At 63.7% G+C, this 14,992-nt stretch carries 18 protein-coding genes and 1 tRNA gene; 4 read left to right on the top strand and 15 right to left on the bottom strand.

Annotated elements, in window-relative coordinates; all coding sequences use genetic code 11:
• Positions 1-20 precede the first annotated feature (20 nt).
• The gene (locus tag AC1DYS_RS16750; RefSeq protein WP_477901107.1) at positions 21-998 is read right to left on the bottom strand and encodes a M23 family metallopeptidase; all 978 of its coding nucleotides are present in this window, start codon (positions 996-998) and stop codon (positions 21-23) included.
• On the opposite strand from AC1DYS_RS16750, the gene AC1DYS_RS16745 reads away from it, so the two are divergent.
• The gene (locus AC1DYS_RS16745) at positions 985-1,332 is read left to right on the top strand and encodes a hypothetical protein (protein WP_477901105.1); all 348 of its coding nucleotides are present in this window, start codon (positions 985-987) and stop codon (positions 1,330-1,332) included. The two genes, AC1DYS_RS16750 and AC1DYS_RS16745, sit on opposite strands and share 14 nt — an antisense overlap.
• A gap of 115 nt (positions 1,333-1,447) precedes the next feature.
• Here AC1DYS_RS16745 and AC1DYS_RS16740 read toward each other — a convergent pair.
• The 6 genes from AC1DYS_RS16740 to petA form a co-directional block, all read right to left on the bottom strand.
• Positions 1,448-1,523 (bottom strand) — tRNA-Thr (locus AC1DYS_RS16740).
• A gap of 52 nt (positions 1,524-1,575) precedes the next feature.
• Complete coding sequence (locus tag AC1DYS_RS16735; protein ID WP_477901103.1) at positions 1,576-2,106, bottom strand: ClpXP protease specificity-enhancing factor; 531 nt, start codon at positions 2,104-2,106, stop codon at positions 1,576-1,578.
• Between the two features lie 18 nt (positions 2,107-2,124).
• The gene (locus tag AC1DYS_RS16730; RefSeq protein ID WP_047493825.1) at positions 2,125-2,736 is read right to left on the bottom strand and encodes a glutathione S-transferase N-terminal domain-containing protein; all 612 of its coding nucleotides are present in this window, start codon (positions 2,734-2,736) and stop codon (positions 2,125-2,127) included.
• A gap of 128 nt (positions 2,737-2,864) precedes the next feature.
• A complete protein-coding gene (locus tag AC1DYS_RS16725; protein ID WP_477901101.1) occupies positions 2,865-3,635 on the bottom strand; it encodes a cytochrome c1 in 771 nt (256 codons plus the stop codon).
• A 25-nt stretch (positions 3,636-3,660) separates the two neighbouring features.
• Entirely contained in the window at positions 3,661-5,061 is a 1,401-nt protein-coding gene (locus AC1DYS_RS16720; protein ID WP_477901099.1) for a cytochrome b, read from the bottom strand.
• A gap of 116 nt (positions 5,062-5,177) precedes the next feature.
• Positions 5,178-5,777, bottom strand: a complete 600-nt coding sequence (petA, locus tag AC1DYS_RS16715; RefSeq protein ID WP_047493816.1) for a ubiquinol-cytochrome c reductase iron-sulfur subunit — start codon at positions 5,775-5,777, stop codon at positions 5,178-5,180.
• A 172-nt stretch (positions 5,778-5,949) separates the two neighbouring features.
• On the opposite strand from petA, the gene mscL reads away from it, so the two are divergent.
• A complete protein-coding gene (gene mscL / locus AC1DYS_RS16710; protein WP_477901097.1) occupies positions 5,950-6,360 on the top strand; it encodes a large conductance mechanosensitive channel protein MscL in 411 nt (136 codons plus the stop codon).
• A gap of 207 nt (positions 6,361-6,567) precedes the next feature.
• The gene (locus tag AC1DYS_RS16705) at positions 6,568-9,132 is read left to right on the top strand and encodes a DUF1631 family protein (RefSeq protein ID WP_477901095.1); all 2,565 of its coding nucleotides are present in this window, start codon (positions 6,568-6,570) and stop codon (positions 9,130-9,132) included.
• A gap of 4 nt (positions 9,133-9,136) precedes the next feature.
• Here the strand turns inward: AC1DYS_RS16705 and pdxA are convergent, their stop codons facing one another.
• On the bottom strand, positions 9,137-10,150 hold the full coding sequence (pdxA, locus tag AC1DYS_RS16700) for a 4-hydroxythreonine-4-phosphate dehydrogenase PdxA (protein ID WP_477901093.1): 1,014 nt from the start codon (positions 10,148-10,150) through the stop codon (positions 9,137-9,139).
• Positions 10,147-10,896 (bottom strand): Nif3-like dinuclear metal center hexameric protein, encoded by a 750-nt coding sequence (locus AC1DYS_RS16695; RefSeq protein WP_477901091.1) that lies wholly within the window; start codon positions 10,894-10,896, stop codon positions 10,147-10,149. The genes pdxA and AC1DYS_RS16695 overlap by 4 nt, the downstream gene beginning before the upstream one ends.
• 17 nt (positions 10,897-10,913) lie before the next feature.
• On the opposite strand from AC1DYS_RS16695, the gene AC1DYS_RS16690 reads away from it, so the two are divergent.
• Positions 10,914-12,089 (top strand): S1C family serine protease, encoded by a 1,176-nt coding sequence (locus tag AC1DYS_RS16690; protein WP_477901089.1) that lies wholly within the window; start codon positions 10,914-10,916, stop codon positions 12,087-12,089.
• 112 nt (positions 12,090-12,201) lie between these two features.
• Here the strand turns inward: AC1DYS_RS16690 and tatC are convergent, their stop codons facing one another.
• The 6 genes from tatC to AC1DYS_RS16660 all read right to left on the bottom strand — a co-directional run bounded on the left by tatC (position 12,202) and on the right by AC1DYS_RS16660 (position 14,985).
• Positions 12,202-12,990 carry a twin-arginine translocase subunit TatC gene (gene tatC, locus AC1DYS_RS16685; protein ID WP_047493797.1) on the bottom strand — a complete coding sequence of 263 codons (789 nt, stop codon included), beginning with the start codon at positions 12,988-12,990 and terminating at the stop codon, positions 12,202-12,204.
• The gene (gene tatB, locus AC1DYS_RS16680; RefSeq protein ID WP_477901087.1) at positions 12,987-13,472 is read right to left on the bottom strand and encodes a Sec-independent protein translocase protein TatB; all 486 of its coding nucleotides are present in this window, start codon (positions 13,470-13,472) and stop codon (positions 12,987-12,989) included. Before tatB ends, tatC begins: the two co-directional genes overlap by 4 nt.
• A gap of 139 nt (positions 13,473-13,611) precedes the next feature.
• Positions 13,612-13,845, bottom strand: coding sequence for a Sec-independent protein translocase subunit TatA (gene tatA / locus AC1DYS_RS16675; protein ID WP_477901085.1), 234 nt, complete (start codon positions 13,843-13,845; stop codon positions 13,612-13,614).
• A 49-nt stretch (positions 13,846-13,894) separates the two neighbouring features.
• Entirely contained in the window at positions 13,895-14,245 is a 351-nt protein-coding gene (locus tag AC1DYS_RS16670; protein WP_477901083.1) for a histidine triad nucleotide-binding protein, read from the bottom strand.
• A 12-nt stretch (positions 14,246-14,257) separates the two neighbouring features.
• Complete coding sequence (locus AC1DYS_RS16665) at positions 14,258-14,629, bottom strand: DUF4870 family protein (protein WP_477901081.1); 372 nt, start codon at positions 14,627-14,629, stop codon at positions 14,258-14,260.
• The gene (locus AC1DYS_RS16660) at positions 14,626-14,985 is read right to left on the bottom strand and encodes a phosphoribosyl-ATP diphosphatase (RefSeq protein ID WP_477901079.1); all 360 of its coding nucleotides are present in this window, start codon (positions 14,983-14,985) and stop codon (positions 14,626-14,628) included. Before AC1DYS_RS16660 ends, AC1DYS_RS16665 begins: the two co-directional genes overlap by 4 nt.
• Between the last annotated feature and the right edge of the window lie 7 nt (positions 14,986-14,992).

Here is a 14,992-nt window from a genome sequence, read left to right as displayed (position 1 = left end):
CACATGCCCCCGAGGGGCGTTCAGGGCGGGTTGGCAGGGGTGTTGAGGGCAGGCGTCGCCGCGGTACGAACGCCGGCCGACCCCTTCCCCGCAAGGAACTTGGCAGGGTCTTGGAGCACTCCTTCGACCATCACCTCGAAGTGCAGGTGCGGGCCGGTCGAACGGCCGGTCGTCCCGACCAGCGCGACCACCTGCCCCCGCTTCACCAGGTCACCGGCCTTGACCAGGATCTTGGAGGTGTGGGCATAGCGGGTGACCAGACCATTGCCGTGGTCAATCTCCAGCAGGTTGCCGTAGGCAGGGTGAAAGTCCGTCGAACGAACCACGCCACCCGCCGCGGCCATGATGGGTGAGCCGACTTCCGAGGCGAAATCCAGACCGGTGTGCAAGGCAGCCCGACCGGTGAACGGGTCGGTGCGGAAGCCGAAACCCGACCCCACCGGCCCGCTGATCGGCTGGCTGTTGGGAACCATCAAGGCGGCCAGGCGCCTCTCGAACAGCCGCGACTCGATCATCGTGAAGAGGTCCGTGCTTTGCTCGGCAGCTTCATCGAGTGAAGAGACCATGCCGTTGAGTTGGTCGAACGACGGCGTGCCGGCCGGAACGAAGGGACCTCCTTGCCCGCCGCGGATGGCCGCCGGCGCGATTTGCTTGAGCTCATCGGGCTTGACCCCGGCCAAGCCTGAAACACGCTCACCGATCGCTTCCAGCTTGATGAGCTTGGCCTGCATCTCGCCCACCTTCTGCGCCATGGCGTCGAGGTTCTCGCGCATGAAACGGTCACGCTGGGCAAATTCGTCGCGGACCAGCAGACGCACGATCTGGCTGACCACCGGCCACCCCTCCCGCGCTGCCTTCAGAAAAACCACGTGGTAGACCGTGCCGGACAGCAGCAGCAGCATGATGACGAGCCCCGCAATCAGGCCGCCCAACTGCAGCCGATTGAAGTGCAACACGCGGGTGCGCGCCGAGCTGCCGTGCGTGATGATGATCTGCATCGTTAAACTCCTTGCGGTGAACCCGAAGCAACCCCCGGTCACCCCCAACGCCCTGCGTATAGAACAGGCGCTTGATCGCAGCGCCCCGCTTGTTCGACTCCAGCAGCTGATGCGTGAATCGAATGCACGCTTCGACGCCGTCCGCCACGTCTTGCCGGCGGCTCTGGCCGCTCATGTGAAACCCGGCCCCGTGGACAGTGAAGGCTGGTCGTTGCTCGTTGCAAACGCGTCGGTCGCCGCCAAACTGCGTCAGCTTCAGCCCCGGCTGGAGGATGCACTCAAGGGTCGGGAATGGCAGGTTACTGCAATCAGAATCAAGGTTCAATCGAGCTGATACGAGACGTATCCGCTAGCTCCGAGGGCGGCATGACTGTTACGCCGCTCCGAAAGGGTCAAGAACGTTGGGGCGAAGCCCCGCAGCAATCTTGCGAGAACCTGGTTCGATGGAATGGTGCCCCCGGCAGGAATCGAACCCGCGACCTTCGGTTTACAAAACCGCTGCTCTACCAACTGAGCTACAAGGGCTAGAAAGAGGTGTCCGAGATTTTAGCCGCCGACTCGTCCAGCGGCACTCGGTTCATTTGATCCGCTTGAGCGACGGACGGCCACCGCTGGGTGGTTCGGGCGGTTCCTGATCGTCGCCAGCATCCACTGGTTTGCTGTCGGCTGGCGCGCTGCCCTCGGCGCTTGCCAAGCGCAGCCCACCCGGCTGGGTCGGCCGATCGGAGGGAACGGGCGGCAACGGCGATTCGGCACCGGCTGCCGTTTCGGCCGGCACGGGAAACGCCATGCCTTGCCCGTTTTCACGGGCATAGATGGCGATCACGTGGTCGACCGGCACGGCGATGTCGCGCGAGCTGCCGCCGAAACGCGCCTTGAACTCGATCAATTCGTTACCAAGCTTCAGGGCCGTGGTGGCCTCGAACCCGACGTTCAGAACGATTTCATTGTTCTTCACGTACTCCATCGGCACCTGCACGCTCGCGTCGACGTGTACCGCCAAGTACGGCGTGAAGCCGTTGTCGGTGCACCAGTCGTGCAAGGCGCGAATCAGGTAAGGCCGGGTGGAACTGCCGGCATTGCCTGGCGACGTCGGGATGAGGCTCATGCCGCTGTTGCTCTTCTTTTACTTGCGCATGACCTTCTCGGACGGCGTCAGCGCTTCGATGTAGGCCGGGCGCGAGAAGATGCGTTCGGCGTACTTGAGCAGCGGCACGGCGTTCTTCGACATGTCGATACCGTAGTAGTCCAGGCGCCACAGCAGCGGGGCGATGGCCACGTCAAGCATCGAGAAGTCGTCGCCCAGCATGAACTTGTTCTTCAGGAAGATCGGCGCGAGCTGCGTGAGGCGATCGCGAATCTGCGAGCGGGCCTTTTCCAGCTGTTTGTCGGTGGGTTTGCCGCCGCGCGACTCGAGGATGTTCACGTGAGCAAACAGTTCCTTCTCGAAGTTGAGCAGGAACAAACGCACGCGAGCGCGAGCGACTGGATCCCCCGGCATCAGCTGCGGGTGAGGGAAGCGCTCGTCGATGTACTCGTTGATGATGTGCGACTCGTACAGAATCAGGTCGCGCTCGACCAGGATCGGCACTTCGTTGTACGGGTTCATTAGCGCGATGTCTTCGGGCTTGGCGAACAAGTCCACGTCGCGGATTTCGAAGTCCATGCCTTTTTCAAACAGGACGAAGCGGCAACGGTGCGAATAAGGGCAGGTCGTTCCGGAGTAAAGCACCATCATGATGGCGGCTCCTTGAGGCTAGAGGTCTTGCAAAACACAAACGGAGTGGGCGGGCCCCGGCGGGCATCCCCACTCCGCAAACGATCTGGGCCGATCAGGGCAAAGCCCTGCGGCCGCGGGTCGCACGCTTATTTCACGTCTTTCCAGAAGGCTGCATTCAGCCGCCATGCAATGACCGTGAAGATGGCGAGGAAGATGAGCACGAAGGTACCGAGCTTGATCCGGTCGTTCTGCGCCGGCTCACCCATCCACTGAAGAAACCCCACCAAATCGGCCACCGAATCGTCGTAATCGATCTGGCTCAGCGTTCCCGGCGTCACCTGCTCGAAGCCGGCGAAGCGATGCTCGGTCTTGCCTTCGTGATGCGGATCTTTTTCTTCAACGTACTTGGCGATGCGCTGGCCCTGCAGTTCCCACAGCACGTGAGGCATGGCCACGCTCGGGAAGACAAGGTTGTTCCAACCGGTGGCCTTGGTGTCGTCGCGGTAGTAGCTGCGCAGGTAGGTGTACAGGTAATCAGCACCCGAGCCCTTACCAATGTCGGCGCGCGAACGGGCGATCACGGTCAGATCGGGCGGCGTGCCACCGAACCATTCCTTGGCCTGCTTCGCGTCCAGCGAAACCTTCATCGTTTCACCGACCTTGTCGGTCGCGAACATCAGGTTCTTCTTGATCTGGTCTTCGGTCAGGCCGATGTCGCGCAAGCGGTTGTAGCGCATGAACGAGGCCGAATGACAGTTCAAGCAGTAGTTGACGAACAGCTTGGCGCCATGCTGCAGCGCAGCCATGTCGGTCACCTTGCCTTCGGGGAATTTGTCCCAGGCAACGCCACCTTCCGAAGCCACGGCACCGGCGCTCAAGCCGAACGATGCCAGCAGAATCAAAATCAGTTTCTTCATGATGTATGGGTTCCGGCTTGCGTCTTCAGTGGGCAGCGAACGTCACGCGGTCAGGCACGGGCTTCGACTGGCCCACGCGGCTCCACCAGGGCATCAGCAAGAAGAACCCGAAGTAGAACAAGGTACCGACCTGCGACACGCGCTCGCCCACCGGAGACGGCGGCTGCACGCCCAAGTAGCCCAGCACGGCGAACACCAGCACGAACAAGCCGTACATGACCTTGTGCCAGCTCGGACGGTAGCGAATCGACTTGGCTTCGGCGCGGTCCAGCCAGGGCAGGAAGAACATGATGACGACGGCGCCGCCCATCACGACCACACCCCAGAACTTCGCTTCGAAAGTAAGCAGCAGGAAGGCCGCGACCAGGGCCCCGATGGCGATCGCCGCCTTTACCAGCCCGGAGAAACCGCCCTTGACGATGCTGAGCACGGCGCCCAGCCCGACCAAGGCCACCAACACGTAGACCATTTGCGACGTGGTTGCACGCAGCATCGAGTAGTACGGTGTGAAATACCAGACTGGCGCAATATGCGCCGGCGTCTTCAGCGGATCGGCCGGAATGAAGTTGTTGTATTCGAGGAAATAGCCGCCGAACTCCGGCGAGAAGAACAAGATCGCGCAGAAGACCATCAGGAACACGCTGACAGCATAGATGTCGTGCACCGTGTAGTACGGATGGAAGGCCACACCATCGAGCGGAATGCCCTTGGCATCTTTCTTCGCCTTGATCTCTACGCCATCCGGGTTGTTCGAACCCACTTCGTGCAGCGCAATGATGTGCGCAACGACCAGACCCAACAACACCAGAGGCACCGCGATCACATGGAAGCTGAAGAAGCGGTTCAGCGTGGCATCGGACACGACATAGTCACCCCGGATCAGCAGAGCCAGATCAGGGCCGATGAAAGGCACGGCCTGGAACAGGTTCACGATCACCTGAGCGCCCCAGTACGACATCTGGCCCCAAGGCAGCAGATAGCCCATGAAGGCCTCGGCCATCAGGCACAGGAAGATCGCGCAGCCGAAGATCCACACCAGCTCGCGCGGCTTGCGGTAGCTGCCGTAGATCATGCCGCGGAACATGTGCAGGTACACGACGACGAAGAACGCCGACGCGCCGGTGGAGTGCATGTAGCGCACCAGCCAGCCCCAGGGCACGTCGCGCATGATGTACTCGACCGACTCGAACGCCTTGGTGGCATCGGGTTTGTAGTGCATCACCAGGAAGATGCCGGTGACGATCTGGATCACTAGCACCAGAAGTGCGAGCGAGCCGAAGACGTACCAGAAGTTGAAGTTCTTCGGAGCGTAGTACTCGCTCATGTGCTCTTTGTAGAGCTTGCTCGCAGGGAAGCGGTTGTCGACCCAGGTCAACAGCTTCTCGCCGATCGGCGCGTTGGGACTGACTTGCTTGAACTCGGCCATGAAAGAAGATCTCCTGAAATGCCGTTGATGCCTGGCGTCAGACGCCGCCGGGCCGCCGCAAGGCGGCTGAGCACCCCTTCGGGGGGCAGGAACGAAGTGACGTGGAAGCCGTCATCTCAGGCCTGCTTGTCTTCGCCGATGAGGAGTCGGCTGTCGGACAAGTACATGTGCGGAGGCACTTCGAGGTTGTCGGGCGCGGGCTTGTTCTTGTAGACACGGCCGGCCATGTCGAAGGTCGAACCGTGGCAGGGGCACAGGAAGCCACCGGCCCAGTCGTCGGGCAGCGAGGGTTGGGCACCCGGCTGGAAGCGATCGGATGGCGAGCAACCCAGGTGCGAGCAGATGCCCACGACGACCAGGACCTCGGGCTTGAGCGAGCGGCCTTCGTTGCGGGCGTACTTCGGGGTCAGCTCGTCGGCTTTGCGTTCGGATTGGGGATCGGCCAGCTGAGAATCGTTCTTGGGCAAGGCGGCCACTTGCTCGGGCGTGCGGCGCACGATCCACACCGGCTTGCCGCGCCATTCAACGGTCTTCTTTTCGCCGGGCTTCAGGTCACCGATGTCGACTTCGACGGCCGCTCCGGCAGCTCGCGCGCGCTCGGAAGGCTGGAAGGTGCTGACGAAAGGCACGGCGGTGGCGACACCACCGACCGCACCTGCGCCACAGGCGATGGCAACCCAGGTACGGCGGCCTTGATCGACTTGCTGGTCACTCATGGGGATCCTCAATGCTGACTTCTGATCAGGGGCAACCGAGAATTCTAGCGGACGTGTCAAGCCCGGCAGGCCGACCGCGCAAGCGAGCTTCGCTGAACAGCGTCTGCCGAGCAGCCTTGACATCTCTTCGCGCTGGGCAATACTGCGCCGGCATCGTCAACAGGAGAGAGCCATGGGATTTACGACCGAATTCAAAGAATTCGCGATGAAGGGAAACGTCGTCGACCTCGCCGTCGGCGTGATCATCGGCGGGGCGTTCGGCAAGATCGTGGACTCGATCGTCGGCGATCTCATCATGCCGATCGTTGGCAAGCTGCTCGGCGGCCTCGACTTCTCGAACTACTTCATCCCGCTCGCCGGGCAGGCGGCGACCAATCTGGCGGACGCCAAGAAGGCCGGTGCCGTGTTCGCATACGGCAGCTTCATCACCGTCGCGATCAACTTCATCATTCTGGCTTTCATCATCTTTCTGATGGTCAAGCAGATCAACCGCCTGAAGAAGAATGCGCCACCGCCCCCAGCCGCTGCAACACCCGAAGATGTGCTGCTGCTGCGCGAGATTCGCGATTCACTGAAGAGGTGATCGGCTTCACGGCCGCGGGTTTCTGACGGGAACCGCGGTCGTCGCCGCGGTGCAACGACGTGGCGGGCGGGTACGATTTGGCCCCATACTTCAAGGCCGTGCGCTCAGGAGGGAGCCTGCCTGTGAGCGCGTTCCGGCCGGCCAACAGTGGCCCCGCTCGAGATGAATCAGACCGATCCACGCGCCCAGGCCGCATTCGATGCGGCCATGAATCACATCAAGACGACCACCGCGGGCGTGGCGGATCGCGTGGCCGACCACCTCGGCTTGCTCGCCTCGGCGGCGGCCCGCATCCTCGATCGCGACAACCTGGTGAACGCGCAGATCGACCTGCGGCGCCACATGAGCACCTTCGTGCTGGTGTTTGCCGACACCTTGAGCAAGAAAGTCACCCGCGAGCTCAACCCGGGTCACGACGGAGGCCGCAAACTCGCTGAAACCGACTGGCAATCACTCAGTCTGGTCGATGACTCCGAAGTCGAAGAACGAATGTTCGCGGATCGCATCAGCCAGGCCATCACCCACGGTTGCGAATGGGAGCTGCGCGAACTGGCGTCGTACACCGGCCAGTTGCTGGGCATCGGCCGCGCCGACCATGACCGCAACCCGCTGCGATCCGAGGTGTTGGGCGCCGCCATCTACCGCGCCATCGACTCCGTCTCGAAGGACAAGGAAAGCCGCAAGCTGCTGGCGCGGGAACTCGGGCTCGGCATGGCCCGGGTGATGCCGACCTGCTACGCCGACATCCTGAAAGACTTCCGCGCCCGCGGCATCCAGCCGGTAGGGCTGACTGTCAAAGGCGTCGAAGGGCCGGGCAACGAGCTGTCGCGTGAGCGCGTCTCGGGCTACGACACCCTGTCGCGCGGGGACAGCGGCGTGAGCACCAGCAGCGGTCATTTCAATTCGACCGCGAATGCCGACTTCGACGGTGGCGGCTCCGGTGCCGGAGGCCACAGCACAGGGGGCGGCCCGGGTGGTAGCGGCGGCTCCGGTGCTCGCACCGGCCAAGGCGGCTGGGGTGGCCGAGACCCCAGCGCGTCGTCACAGGGCGTTGGCGGAAACCGCCAGCCCGGTGCGGCTGGCAACTTGGGCCGCGCGGGCGGCGGCGGGCGCAACGCCAATTCTTCGGCGCAGGCCGACGCCGAGTTGATGTCGCTGATCCGGCGCCTGACGTTCCTGGCCACACGCCCCGCGGATCTGGGCGGGCCGACGATGCCCGCCGGGCTGGGCGCGCGAGCGGTTGGCGGCACGGGCAGCGGCGCCTTGGGCGCATCGACAGGCGGCAGCGGGTACGGCGACGTGGCCTCCGGCCTCATGGCCGCCAACCTGATCCGCAACCACCGCGAAGAACTGAGAGCCGCCTCCACCGGCACGCTCGATCACATGGTGATCGACGTGGTCGGCAGCCTCTTTGATCAGATCCTGTCCGACCCCCGTGTGCCGCCGCAGATGGCACGGCAGATTGCGCGCCTGCAACTGCCGGTGCTGCGCGTCGCCCTGGTCGACAACACCTTCTTCTCTTCGCGCAAGCACCCGGTGCGGCGTTTCGTCAACCGCATCGCCTCGCTCGCCGTCGCCTTCGAAGACTTCGACGATGGGCTCGGCAAGCAGTTCATGGTGCGCGTGCGCGAGCTGGTGCAGGAGATCGTGGAAGGCGATTTCGACCAGATCGATGTCTATGTCGCCAAGCTGAATGCGCTGGAAGGCTTCGTCGCGCAGCAGGCCAAGACCGATGTCGAGGTGAACGCCTCGGCCGTCTCGGTGGTCGACAGCAAGGAGTCCGACCTGCGAGTGCAGCAGCGCTACATGCTGCAACTGCGCTCCGCGCTCAACCCGCTGGCGTTGCCAGAATATCTTCGCGATTTTCTGGCCCAGGTGTGGAGTCAGGCGCTCGCGCTCGGCACGCGCCGCGACGGTCCGCAGTCCGAACTGGTCCAGCGCCTCAAACGCGCCGGCCGCGACTTGGTAATGAGCGTGCAGCCCAAGGGCTCGCCGGCCATGCGCAAGAAGTTCCTGATGCAGCTGCCACCGCTGATGAAGGACCTGAACGAGGGCATGAAGCTCGTCGGCTGGCCCGATGCAGCGCAGAAGGAATTCTTCAGCAAGCTCCTGCCTGCCCACGCCGATTCGCTCAAGGGCCAGCCGCTGAGCGAACTCGAATACAACCTGCTCGCCAAGCAGCTCGAGGGCGTGTTCAACACGCCAGTGCCTGAACCTGACGCCCTGCTGCGCGACGTGCCGATGACGAGCACCGGCGTCACCGCGCTGGAGCCGCAGTTCTCCGACACCGAGGCCAAGCAGATCGGCCTGATCGACGAAAGTGCGGTCAACTGGTCCGGCGAGGTCGACATCGACCTCACGGCCGACACAGAGCCGGCCCCCGCCGACTTCGAAAGCGACACGAGCCCGGTCGACCTCAACCTCGACCTGTCGGCCAAGCTCGACATCAACCTCGATTTCTCGCCCAAGGACGCTGCCGAGCCGTCTCAAGGCATCCAGCTGATGGACCACGTGCGCCTGGGGTTCGCGTACCAGATGCACCTGAACGACCAGTGGCAGAAAGTGCGCCTAAGCTACGTGAGCCCTGGGCGTGCGTTCTTCGTGTTCACGCGTGGCAAGCGCCACCACGAAACCGTGTCGCTGACGGCGCGCATGTTGTCGCGCATGTGCGAAACGGGCCGCTTCAAGGCCTTCGAGAGTTCTTACTTGATCGAACGCGCCACCGCCCGCGCTCGCAAGCAGCTCGCCGCGCTGACCACCAACAGCAAGTAGCTGGCTAGGCGGCCAGCTGGCGGGCCATTCGCAGCGCCGCGATTAGGCTGGACGGATCGGCTCGCCCCGTGCCTGCGATGTCGAATGCCGTGCCATGGTCGGGACTGGTGCGCACGAACGGCAAGCCCAGCGTTACGTTCACACCCTGCTCCACGCCCAGGTACTTAACCGGAATCAGCCCGTGGTCGTGAGTCATGGCGACCACCAGGTCGAACTCACCCGGATGGGCGGCGGTGTGGCGCGCACGCATGAACACCGTGTCGGGCGCATAAGGCCCAGTCGCGTTGATGCCCTCGCTGCGCGCAGCCTCGATGGCCGGGCTGATGATGCGCAGCTCTTCATCACCGAACAGACCGCCCTCCCCGGCATGCGGGTTGAGCCCTGCCACTGCAATACGCGGCGACGCAATGCCAAACGAGCGAGCCGCCTTGTCGGCAATGCGCAGCGTCTGAAGCACGGCATCGAAGGTCACCGCGTCGATGGCACGGCGCAGCGACATGTGGATCGTCACCAGCACCGTGCGCAGCTCCTCGTTGGCCAGCATCATGCGCACCGGCGGCGCCGGCTGACCTGGCCGCGCAGCCAGCGCCTGCAGCATCTCGGTATGGCCCGGGTAGCTCACGCCGGCCGCGGAGAGCGCTTCCTTGTGGATGGGTGCGGTCACGATGGCGCTGGCGTCACCTGATTGCACAAGCTGGACGGCCTGGGCGATGCACGCGGCAGCGGCCGCCCCTGCGCGCGCGTCGATCTGGCCCACCGGTGCGTCGATCAGGTCGGTGGGCAGGTCCCGGGCCTGCAGCAACGGGACGCAGTTCGGCGGACAGCCCATCGCGTCAGCTGCCCGCTCCAGCAAGGCCAGCGCAGTGCTATGGCCGGTCAACGCCAGCGCGCGACGCATTACGCCGGCATCGCCCAGCACGACCGCGCCCTGCGCCAGCCCCGAGGCGAAGGATTTGGCAATGATCTCGGGGCCGATGCCGGAGGCATCTCCCATCGTGATGACGGGAGGTGCAGTCATGCCGGGTTGTCGATCTCGATGAACTGATGTTCCAGCCCGAACTTCTCGGCCAAATGGCCCGCCAGTGCGGGAGCGCCGAAACGCTCGCTGGCGTGGTGGCCGCAAGCGAAGAAGGCCACGCCGGTCTCCCGTGCAAGGTGGGCCTGTGGCTCCGAAATCTCGCCGGTGATGTAAGCGTCGGCACCGGCGGCGATGGCCGCCTCGAAGTAGCCTTGCGCACCGCCCGTGCACCAGGCCACGCGCTGAATCGTTTGATCGCTCCCTTGCACCATCACCGGTGTCCGGCCCAGTTTCAGTGTCAGCAGTGCGTTCAGATCCGCAGCCGCCAGCGGCTGGGCCGGCGCGCCGATGAAGCCGAGATTCTGGTCACCGAAGCGCCCATCCGCTAAGAACTCGAGCCGAGCACCGAACTGCGCGTTGTTGCCGAACTTGGCATGCGCGTCCAGCGGCAAGTGATAGGCAAAGAGGTTGATGCGATGGGCCAGAAGCAGCTCCAGCCGAGCCTTCAACCAGCCCGTCACGCGCCCGTCGTGCCCCTTCCAGAAGAGGCCGTGATGAACCAGCAGCGCGTCGGCTTTCTGCTCGATGGCAGCCTCGATGAACGCCCGGCTGGCGGTGACGCCAGAGACGATCCGCTGCACCTCGGGTTTGCCCTCGACCTGCAAACCGTTCGGCCCATAATCACGGAACTTCCCTACCTCCAGCAGCGTGCCCAGGTACGACTCAAGTTCGGTGCGTGGGGTCATGAAACAGGATCTCGTTGATGCGCAAGACGTGGCTCATTTTCTCCCAAGCGGTCACCGTGGCGCTGGCGGTCTTGTTCGTCGTCGCCACCTTGAAGCCCGAATGGCTCAAGCGCGGTGCCGGCGGCACGATGTTGCCCAACATCGTCTCGATCAACCAGGCACCGGCTGTGCAGCCGGTGGGTCTGCCGCCCTCGGGCAATATCGCCGGCTACAGCGCTGCCGCTCGCCGCGCCACGCCGGCAGTGGTCAGCATCACGGCGAGCAAGGCGCCGGCCCAACGCAACCCGCATGGCGAAGACCCGTGGTTCAAGTTCTTCTTCGGCGACCAGGCCCAGGGTCAGCAACAGCAGCCCCAGGTCGGCCTGGGATCTGGCGTGATCGTTTCGCCCGACGGCTACCTGCTGACCAACAACCATGTGATCGAAGGTGCCGATGACATTGAAGTGCAGCTGCCCGACGGACGTCAGGCCCGCGCCAAGGTGGTCGGCGCCGACGTAGAAACCGACGTCGCCGTGCTGAAGATTTCGCTCGAGAAGCTGCCGGTCATCACCTTCGGCAGCGTCGAGACGGCCCAGGTCGGCGACGTTGTGCTGGCCATCGGCAACCCATTCGGTGTCGGCCAGACGGTGACCTCGGGGATCGTCAGCGCGCTGGGCCGTAACCAGCTCGGCATCAACACCTTCGAGAACTTCATCCAGACCGATGCCGCGATCAACCCCGGCAATTCCGGCGGCGCGCTGGTGGACGCTAACGGCAACCTGCTGGGCATCAACACCGCCATCTACTCACGCAGCGGTGGCAGCCTGGGCATCGGCTTCGCCATCCCGGTGAGCACGGCCAAGCTGGTGATGGAAGGCCTGATCCGCGACGGCCAGGTGACCCGTGGCTGGATCGGCGTCGAGCCGCGCGACCTCACGCCAGAGATCGCCGAAACCTTCAACCTGCCCATCAGTCAGGGCGTGCTGATCACCGGCGTGCTGCAAAGTGGGCCGGCAAGCGTCGGTGGCATGCGACCGGGTGATGTGGTGGTGAAGGTGGCCGACACGCCGGTGACCAACACCGTGCAGCTGCTCGCCGCCGTCGCCGCATTGAAACCGAAGGAGCCTGCGACGATCGGGATTCAGCGGGGCAACAAGGCGATCGAACTGAAGGTGATCGTCACGCAGCGGCCGAAAAGCCAGGTTAGAAAGTAGCCCCCCAGTCGCTTCGCTTCTGCCCCCAAGGGGCGCCACGCCTGGGCCCGGGAGACCCGTTGCCCGGCGTGTTGCTTGATATCTGGCCTGCCCCGCGCGCAGCGCGGGGCAATCAGCTCGCGGGAGGTGTTTCTTCCGCTGGCGCCTGCGTGTGCTTGATGAAGATCACCGAAGCCCAGATGCCGACCTCATAGAGAAGGCACATCGGGATGGCGAGGGCGAGTTGCGACACCACGTCGGGCGGGGTGAGCACCGCAGCGATGATGAAGGCGATGACCACGAAATAGCCGCGAAATGCCTTGAGCTTTTCGATGCTCACCAGGCCCATGCGCGCCAACACCACCACGACCACCGGCACCTCGAACGCGGCACCGAAAGCGATGAACATCGTGAGCACGAAACTCAGGTAAGCCTCGATGTCCGGCTGCGCGGTGATGCTCTTGGGCGCAAAGCCCTGTATGAATGCAAACACCTTGCCGAAGACGAAGAAGTAGCAGAACGCCACACCGAGGAAGAACAGCAAGGTGCTGGACACCACGAGCGGCAGCACCAGCTTCTTTTCGTGCGAATACAGTCCTGGCGCCACGAACGCCCACACCTGGTACAGAACGACTGGCAAGGCGAGTAGAAACGCCGCCATCAGCGTGATCTTCATCGGCACCAGGAATGGCGAGATGACGTTGGTGGCGATCAGCTTGCCGCCGGCCGGCATGCTAGCCACCAGCGGGTGCGCCAGCAGGTCATACAGCTCGGAGGGGCCTGGGTAGATCGCCAGCACGCCGAAGCACACCGCGATGGCCGCCACCGCCCGGATCAGCCGGTCGCGCAGCTCGATGAGGTGGGAGACAAAAGGTTGCTCGGTGCCTTCGAGTTCGTCGGGCTTGTGATCAGAGGAGCTCATGGGGAAGTGTTCGATCGTGGCGGCCGAAAGCGTGCCACGCGAGCTGCCCCTGACTGTGCCTTGTTGCGCACCCCGTGCCGCTGCTTGTACCACTGCGGCATCGCGCCTCGCTTGAGACGCCAGTTCTTCTTGGGGTGCTTGTAGCTGGGTGCGGGCAGCAAGCCGTCGTGCAGGCTGCCGCTGGAAGTCGTCGGGTCGGCGTCGACCCAGGCATTCTCAAGCGCCGAGGTGGTCTGGTGGATTTCGTCGGAGACGGTTTTCTCGACGTCGCGAGCTGCGTCTTCGAACTGCGTCTTCATCTTCTTGAGGTCTTCGAGCTCGATCGAGCGGTTGACCTCGGCCTTCACGTCGTTCACATAGCGCTGCGCCTTGCCCAGCAAGTGGCCGACGGTTCGCGCCACGCGCGGCAGCTTCTCCGGCCCGATGACGATGAGCGCCACCGCACCGATCAGCGCGATCTTGTCGAACCCAAAATCAATCAAGGCTGAAAACTGTCAAGGTGAACCGATTGCCCGCACGGACAACGTCGTGCCCATCAAGCAACGCCCGAGGATCCGGCTCCGCCGTTCCGATGGGTGGCGCCCCTTGGGGGCAGGAGCAAAGCGACTGGGGGGTCTGCACTTACGATTTGGTTTTGGCTTCGACGTCGACGGTGTTGGCGTCCGTGGCCTTGTTGGCCGTGACCTGCTGGTTGGTCGGCGTGGCGTCGCTGCTCGCGCCGTCTTTCATGCCGTCCTTGAAGCCCTTGACGGCACCGCCGAGGTCGGAACCCATGTTCTTGAGCTTCTTGGTGCCGAACACCAGGACCACGATGGCCAGCACGATGAGCCAGTGCCAAATACTGAATGAACCCATGATTGATCTCCTGTCAGGAATAGCGAAGTTTAGGTGAGGGCCAAAACCCTCAGCCTTTGGCCCAAGGCCGCGGGCCGCCCATGGCGTGCAGGTGCAGGTGAGGCACCTCCTGCCGCCCATCGGGCCCGTTGTTGACCAAGACACGGAAGCCACCCGTGACCCCCTGTTCGCGCATCAGCTTGGGTGCCAGCGCCAGCATGCGGCCGAGCAGGGCTTCATGCTCTTCGGGGGTGGTGTCGTAGAGCGATTCGATATGAGTCTTGGGAATGACCAGCACGTGCACCGGCGCCCACGGCGCGATGTCGTGAAAAGCCAGCAAGTCGTCGTCTTCGTAGGCCTTGCGGCTCGGGATCTGCCCGGCGACGATCTTGCAGAAGATGCAGTTGGGGTCGTGTGTCATGGTGCAGGTCGCTCAGTCGGCAGGCACGGGCATCGGCCGGCCCTCGGAGAAGCTCCACCAGCCGCGCACAAACCGGTAGAGGTACCAGAACCCCACCAGCGTCCAGGCGCCGATGCCGGGAATCACGAACAGCAGGAAGAGTGGCGAGGTCAGCAGTAGCCACAGCAGCGTGAACCAGAAACTGCGCGCCTGCCAGCGGAAGTGGCTGCGGAAGAACTCGTCCGGCAGGTCCGGCCGCTTGACGTAGTTGATGATCATGGCGATCACCGAAAAAATGCCGGCTGAAAACCACGACGCAGTGTGCAAGGCGTACATGACGTGCGTCACCAACCGGAGCGTCTCGCGCTCCTGACTGCCGGTTTCCGCCGTAACGATCTCGTTCATGTGTCTCTCCTTTCGGCATCGGCTTCGCGCTGCTGCGCCTTGCGGGCCGCAAACTCTTCCAGGCCCGACTGCCCCTCGCGCCGTTCCAGCTCGGCGAGCACGTCCGCAGGCTTCAGGCCGAAGGCACTCAGCGCAATCATCGAATGGAACCAGAGGTCGGCCACCTCGTAGACGATCTTCTGGCGATCGCCGTCTTTGGCCGCCATGACCGTTTCGGTCGCCTCTTCTCCGATCTTCTTCAGGATGGCATCGTTCCCTTTCTGGAACAGACGCGCCACGTAGCTCTTGTCCGGGTCACCGGCCCGGCGCAATTCGATCACTTCGGCAAGGCGGGCCAGGGTGTCATTGCCGTTCATTCGCAGC

The organism is Rhizobacter sp. P2_G4 (genome assembly GCF_056403575.1).
Note: the sequence above shows the minus strand (reverse complement) of the source record. Positions and strands in the feature narration are given on the sequence as shown.

Coding starts and splice junctions, on each gene's coding strand:
- pdxA (WP_477901093.1), bottom strand. CDS start 10,150: ATGACTGCACCTCCCGTCATCACGATGGGAGATGCCTCCGGCATCGGC.
- tatA (WP_477901085.1), bottom strand. CDS start 13,845: ATGGGTTCATTCAGTATTTGGCACTGGCTCATCGTGCTGGCCATCGTG.
- petA (WP_047493816.1), bottom strand. CDS start 5,777: ATGAGTGACCAGCAAGTCGATCAAGGCCGCCGTACCTGGGTTGCCATC.
- AC1DYS_RS16745 (WP_477901105.1), top strand. CDS start 985: ATGATGATCTGCATCGTTAAACTCCTTGCGGTGAACCCGAAGCAACCC.
- AC1DYS_RS16705 (WP_477901095.1), top strand. CDS start 6,568: ATGAATCACATCAAGACGACCACCGCGGGCGTGGCGGATCGCGTGGCC.
- AC1DYS_RS16670 (WP_477901083.1), bottom strand. CDS start 14,245: ATGACACACGACCCCAACTGCATCTTCTGCAAGATCGTCGCCGGGCAG.
- AC1DYS_RS16660 (WP_477901079.1), bottom strand. CDS start 14,985: ATGAACGGCAATGACACCCTGGCCCGCCTTGCCGAAGTGATCGAATTG.
- AC1DYS_RS16665 (WP_477901081.1), bottom strand. CDS start 14,629: ATGAACGAGATCGTTACGGCGGAAACCGGCAGTCAGGAGCGCGAGACG.
- AC1DYS_RS16735 (WP_477901103.1), bottom strand. CDS start 2,106: ATGAGCCTCATCCCGACGTCGCCAGGCAATGCCGGCAGTTCCACCCGG.
- AC1DYS_RS16720 (WP_477901099.1), bottom strand. CDS start 5,061: ATGGCCGAGTTCAAGCAAGTCAGTCCCAACGCGCCGATCGGCGAGAAG.
- AC1DYS_RS16690 (WP_477901089.1), top strand. CDS start 10,914: ATGCGCAAGACGTGGCTCATTTTCTCCCAAGCGGTCACCGTGGCGCTG.
- AC1DYS_RS16725 (WP_477901101.1), bottom strand. CDS start 3,635: ATGAAGAAACTGATTTTGATTCTGCTGGCATCGTTCGGCTTGAGCGCC.
- mscL (WP_477901097.1), top strand. CDS start 5,950: ATGGGATTTACGACCGAATTCAAAGAATTCGCGATGAAGGGAAACGTC.
- tatC (WP_047493797.1), bottom strand. CDS start 12,990: ATGAGCTCCTCTGATCACAAGCCCGACGAACTCGAAGGCACCGAGCAA.
- AC1DYS_RS16730 (WP_047493825.1), bottom strand. CDS start 2,736: ATGATGGTGCTTTACTCCGGAACGACCTGCCCTTATTCGCACCGTTGC.
- AC1DYS_RS16695 (WP_477901091.1), bottom strand. CDS start 10,896: ATGACCCCACGCACCGAACTTGAGTCGTACCTGGGCACGCTGCTGGAG.
- AC1DYS_RS16750 (WP_477901107.1), bottom strand. CDS start 998: ATGCAGATCATCATCACGCACGGCAGCTCGGCGCGCACCCGCGTGTTG.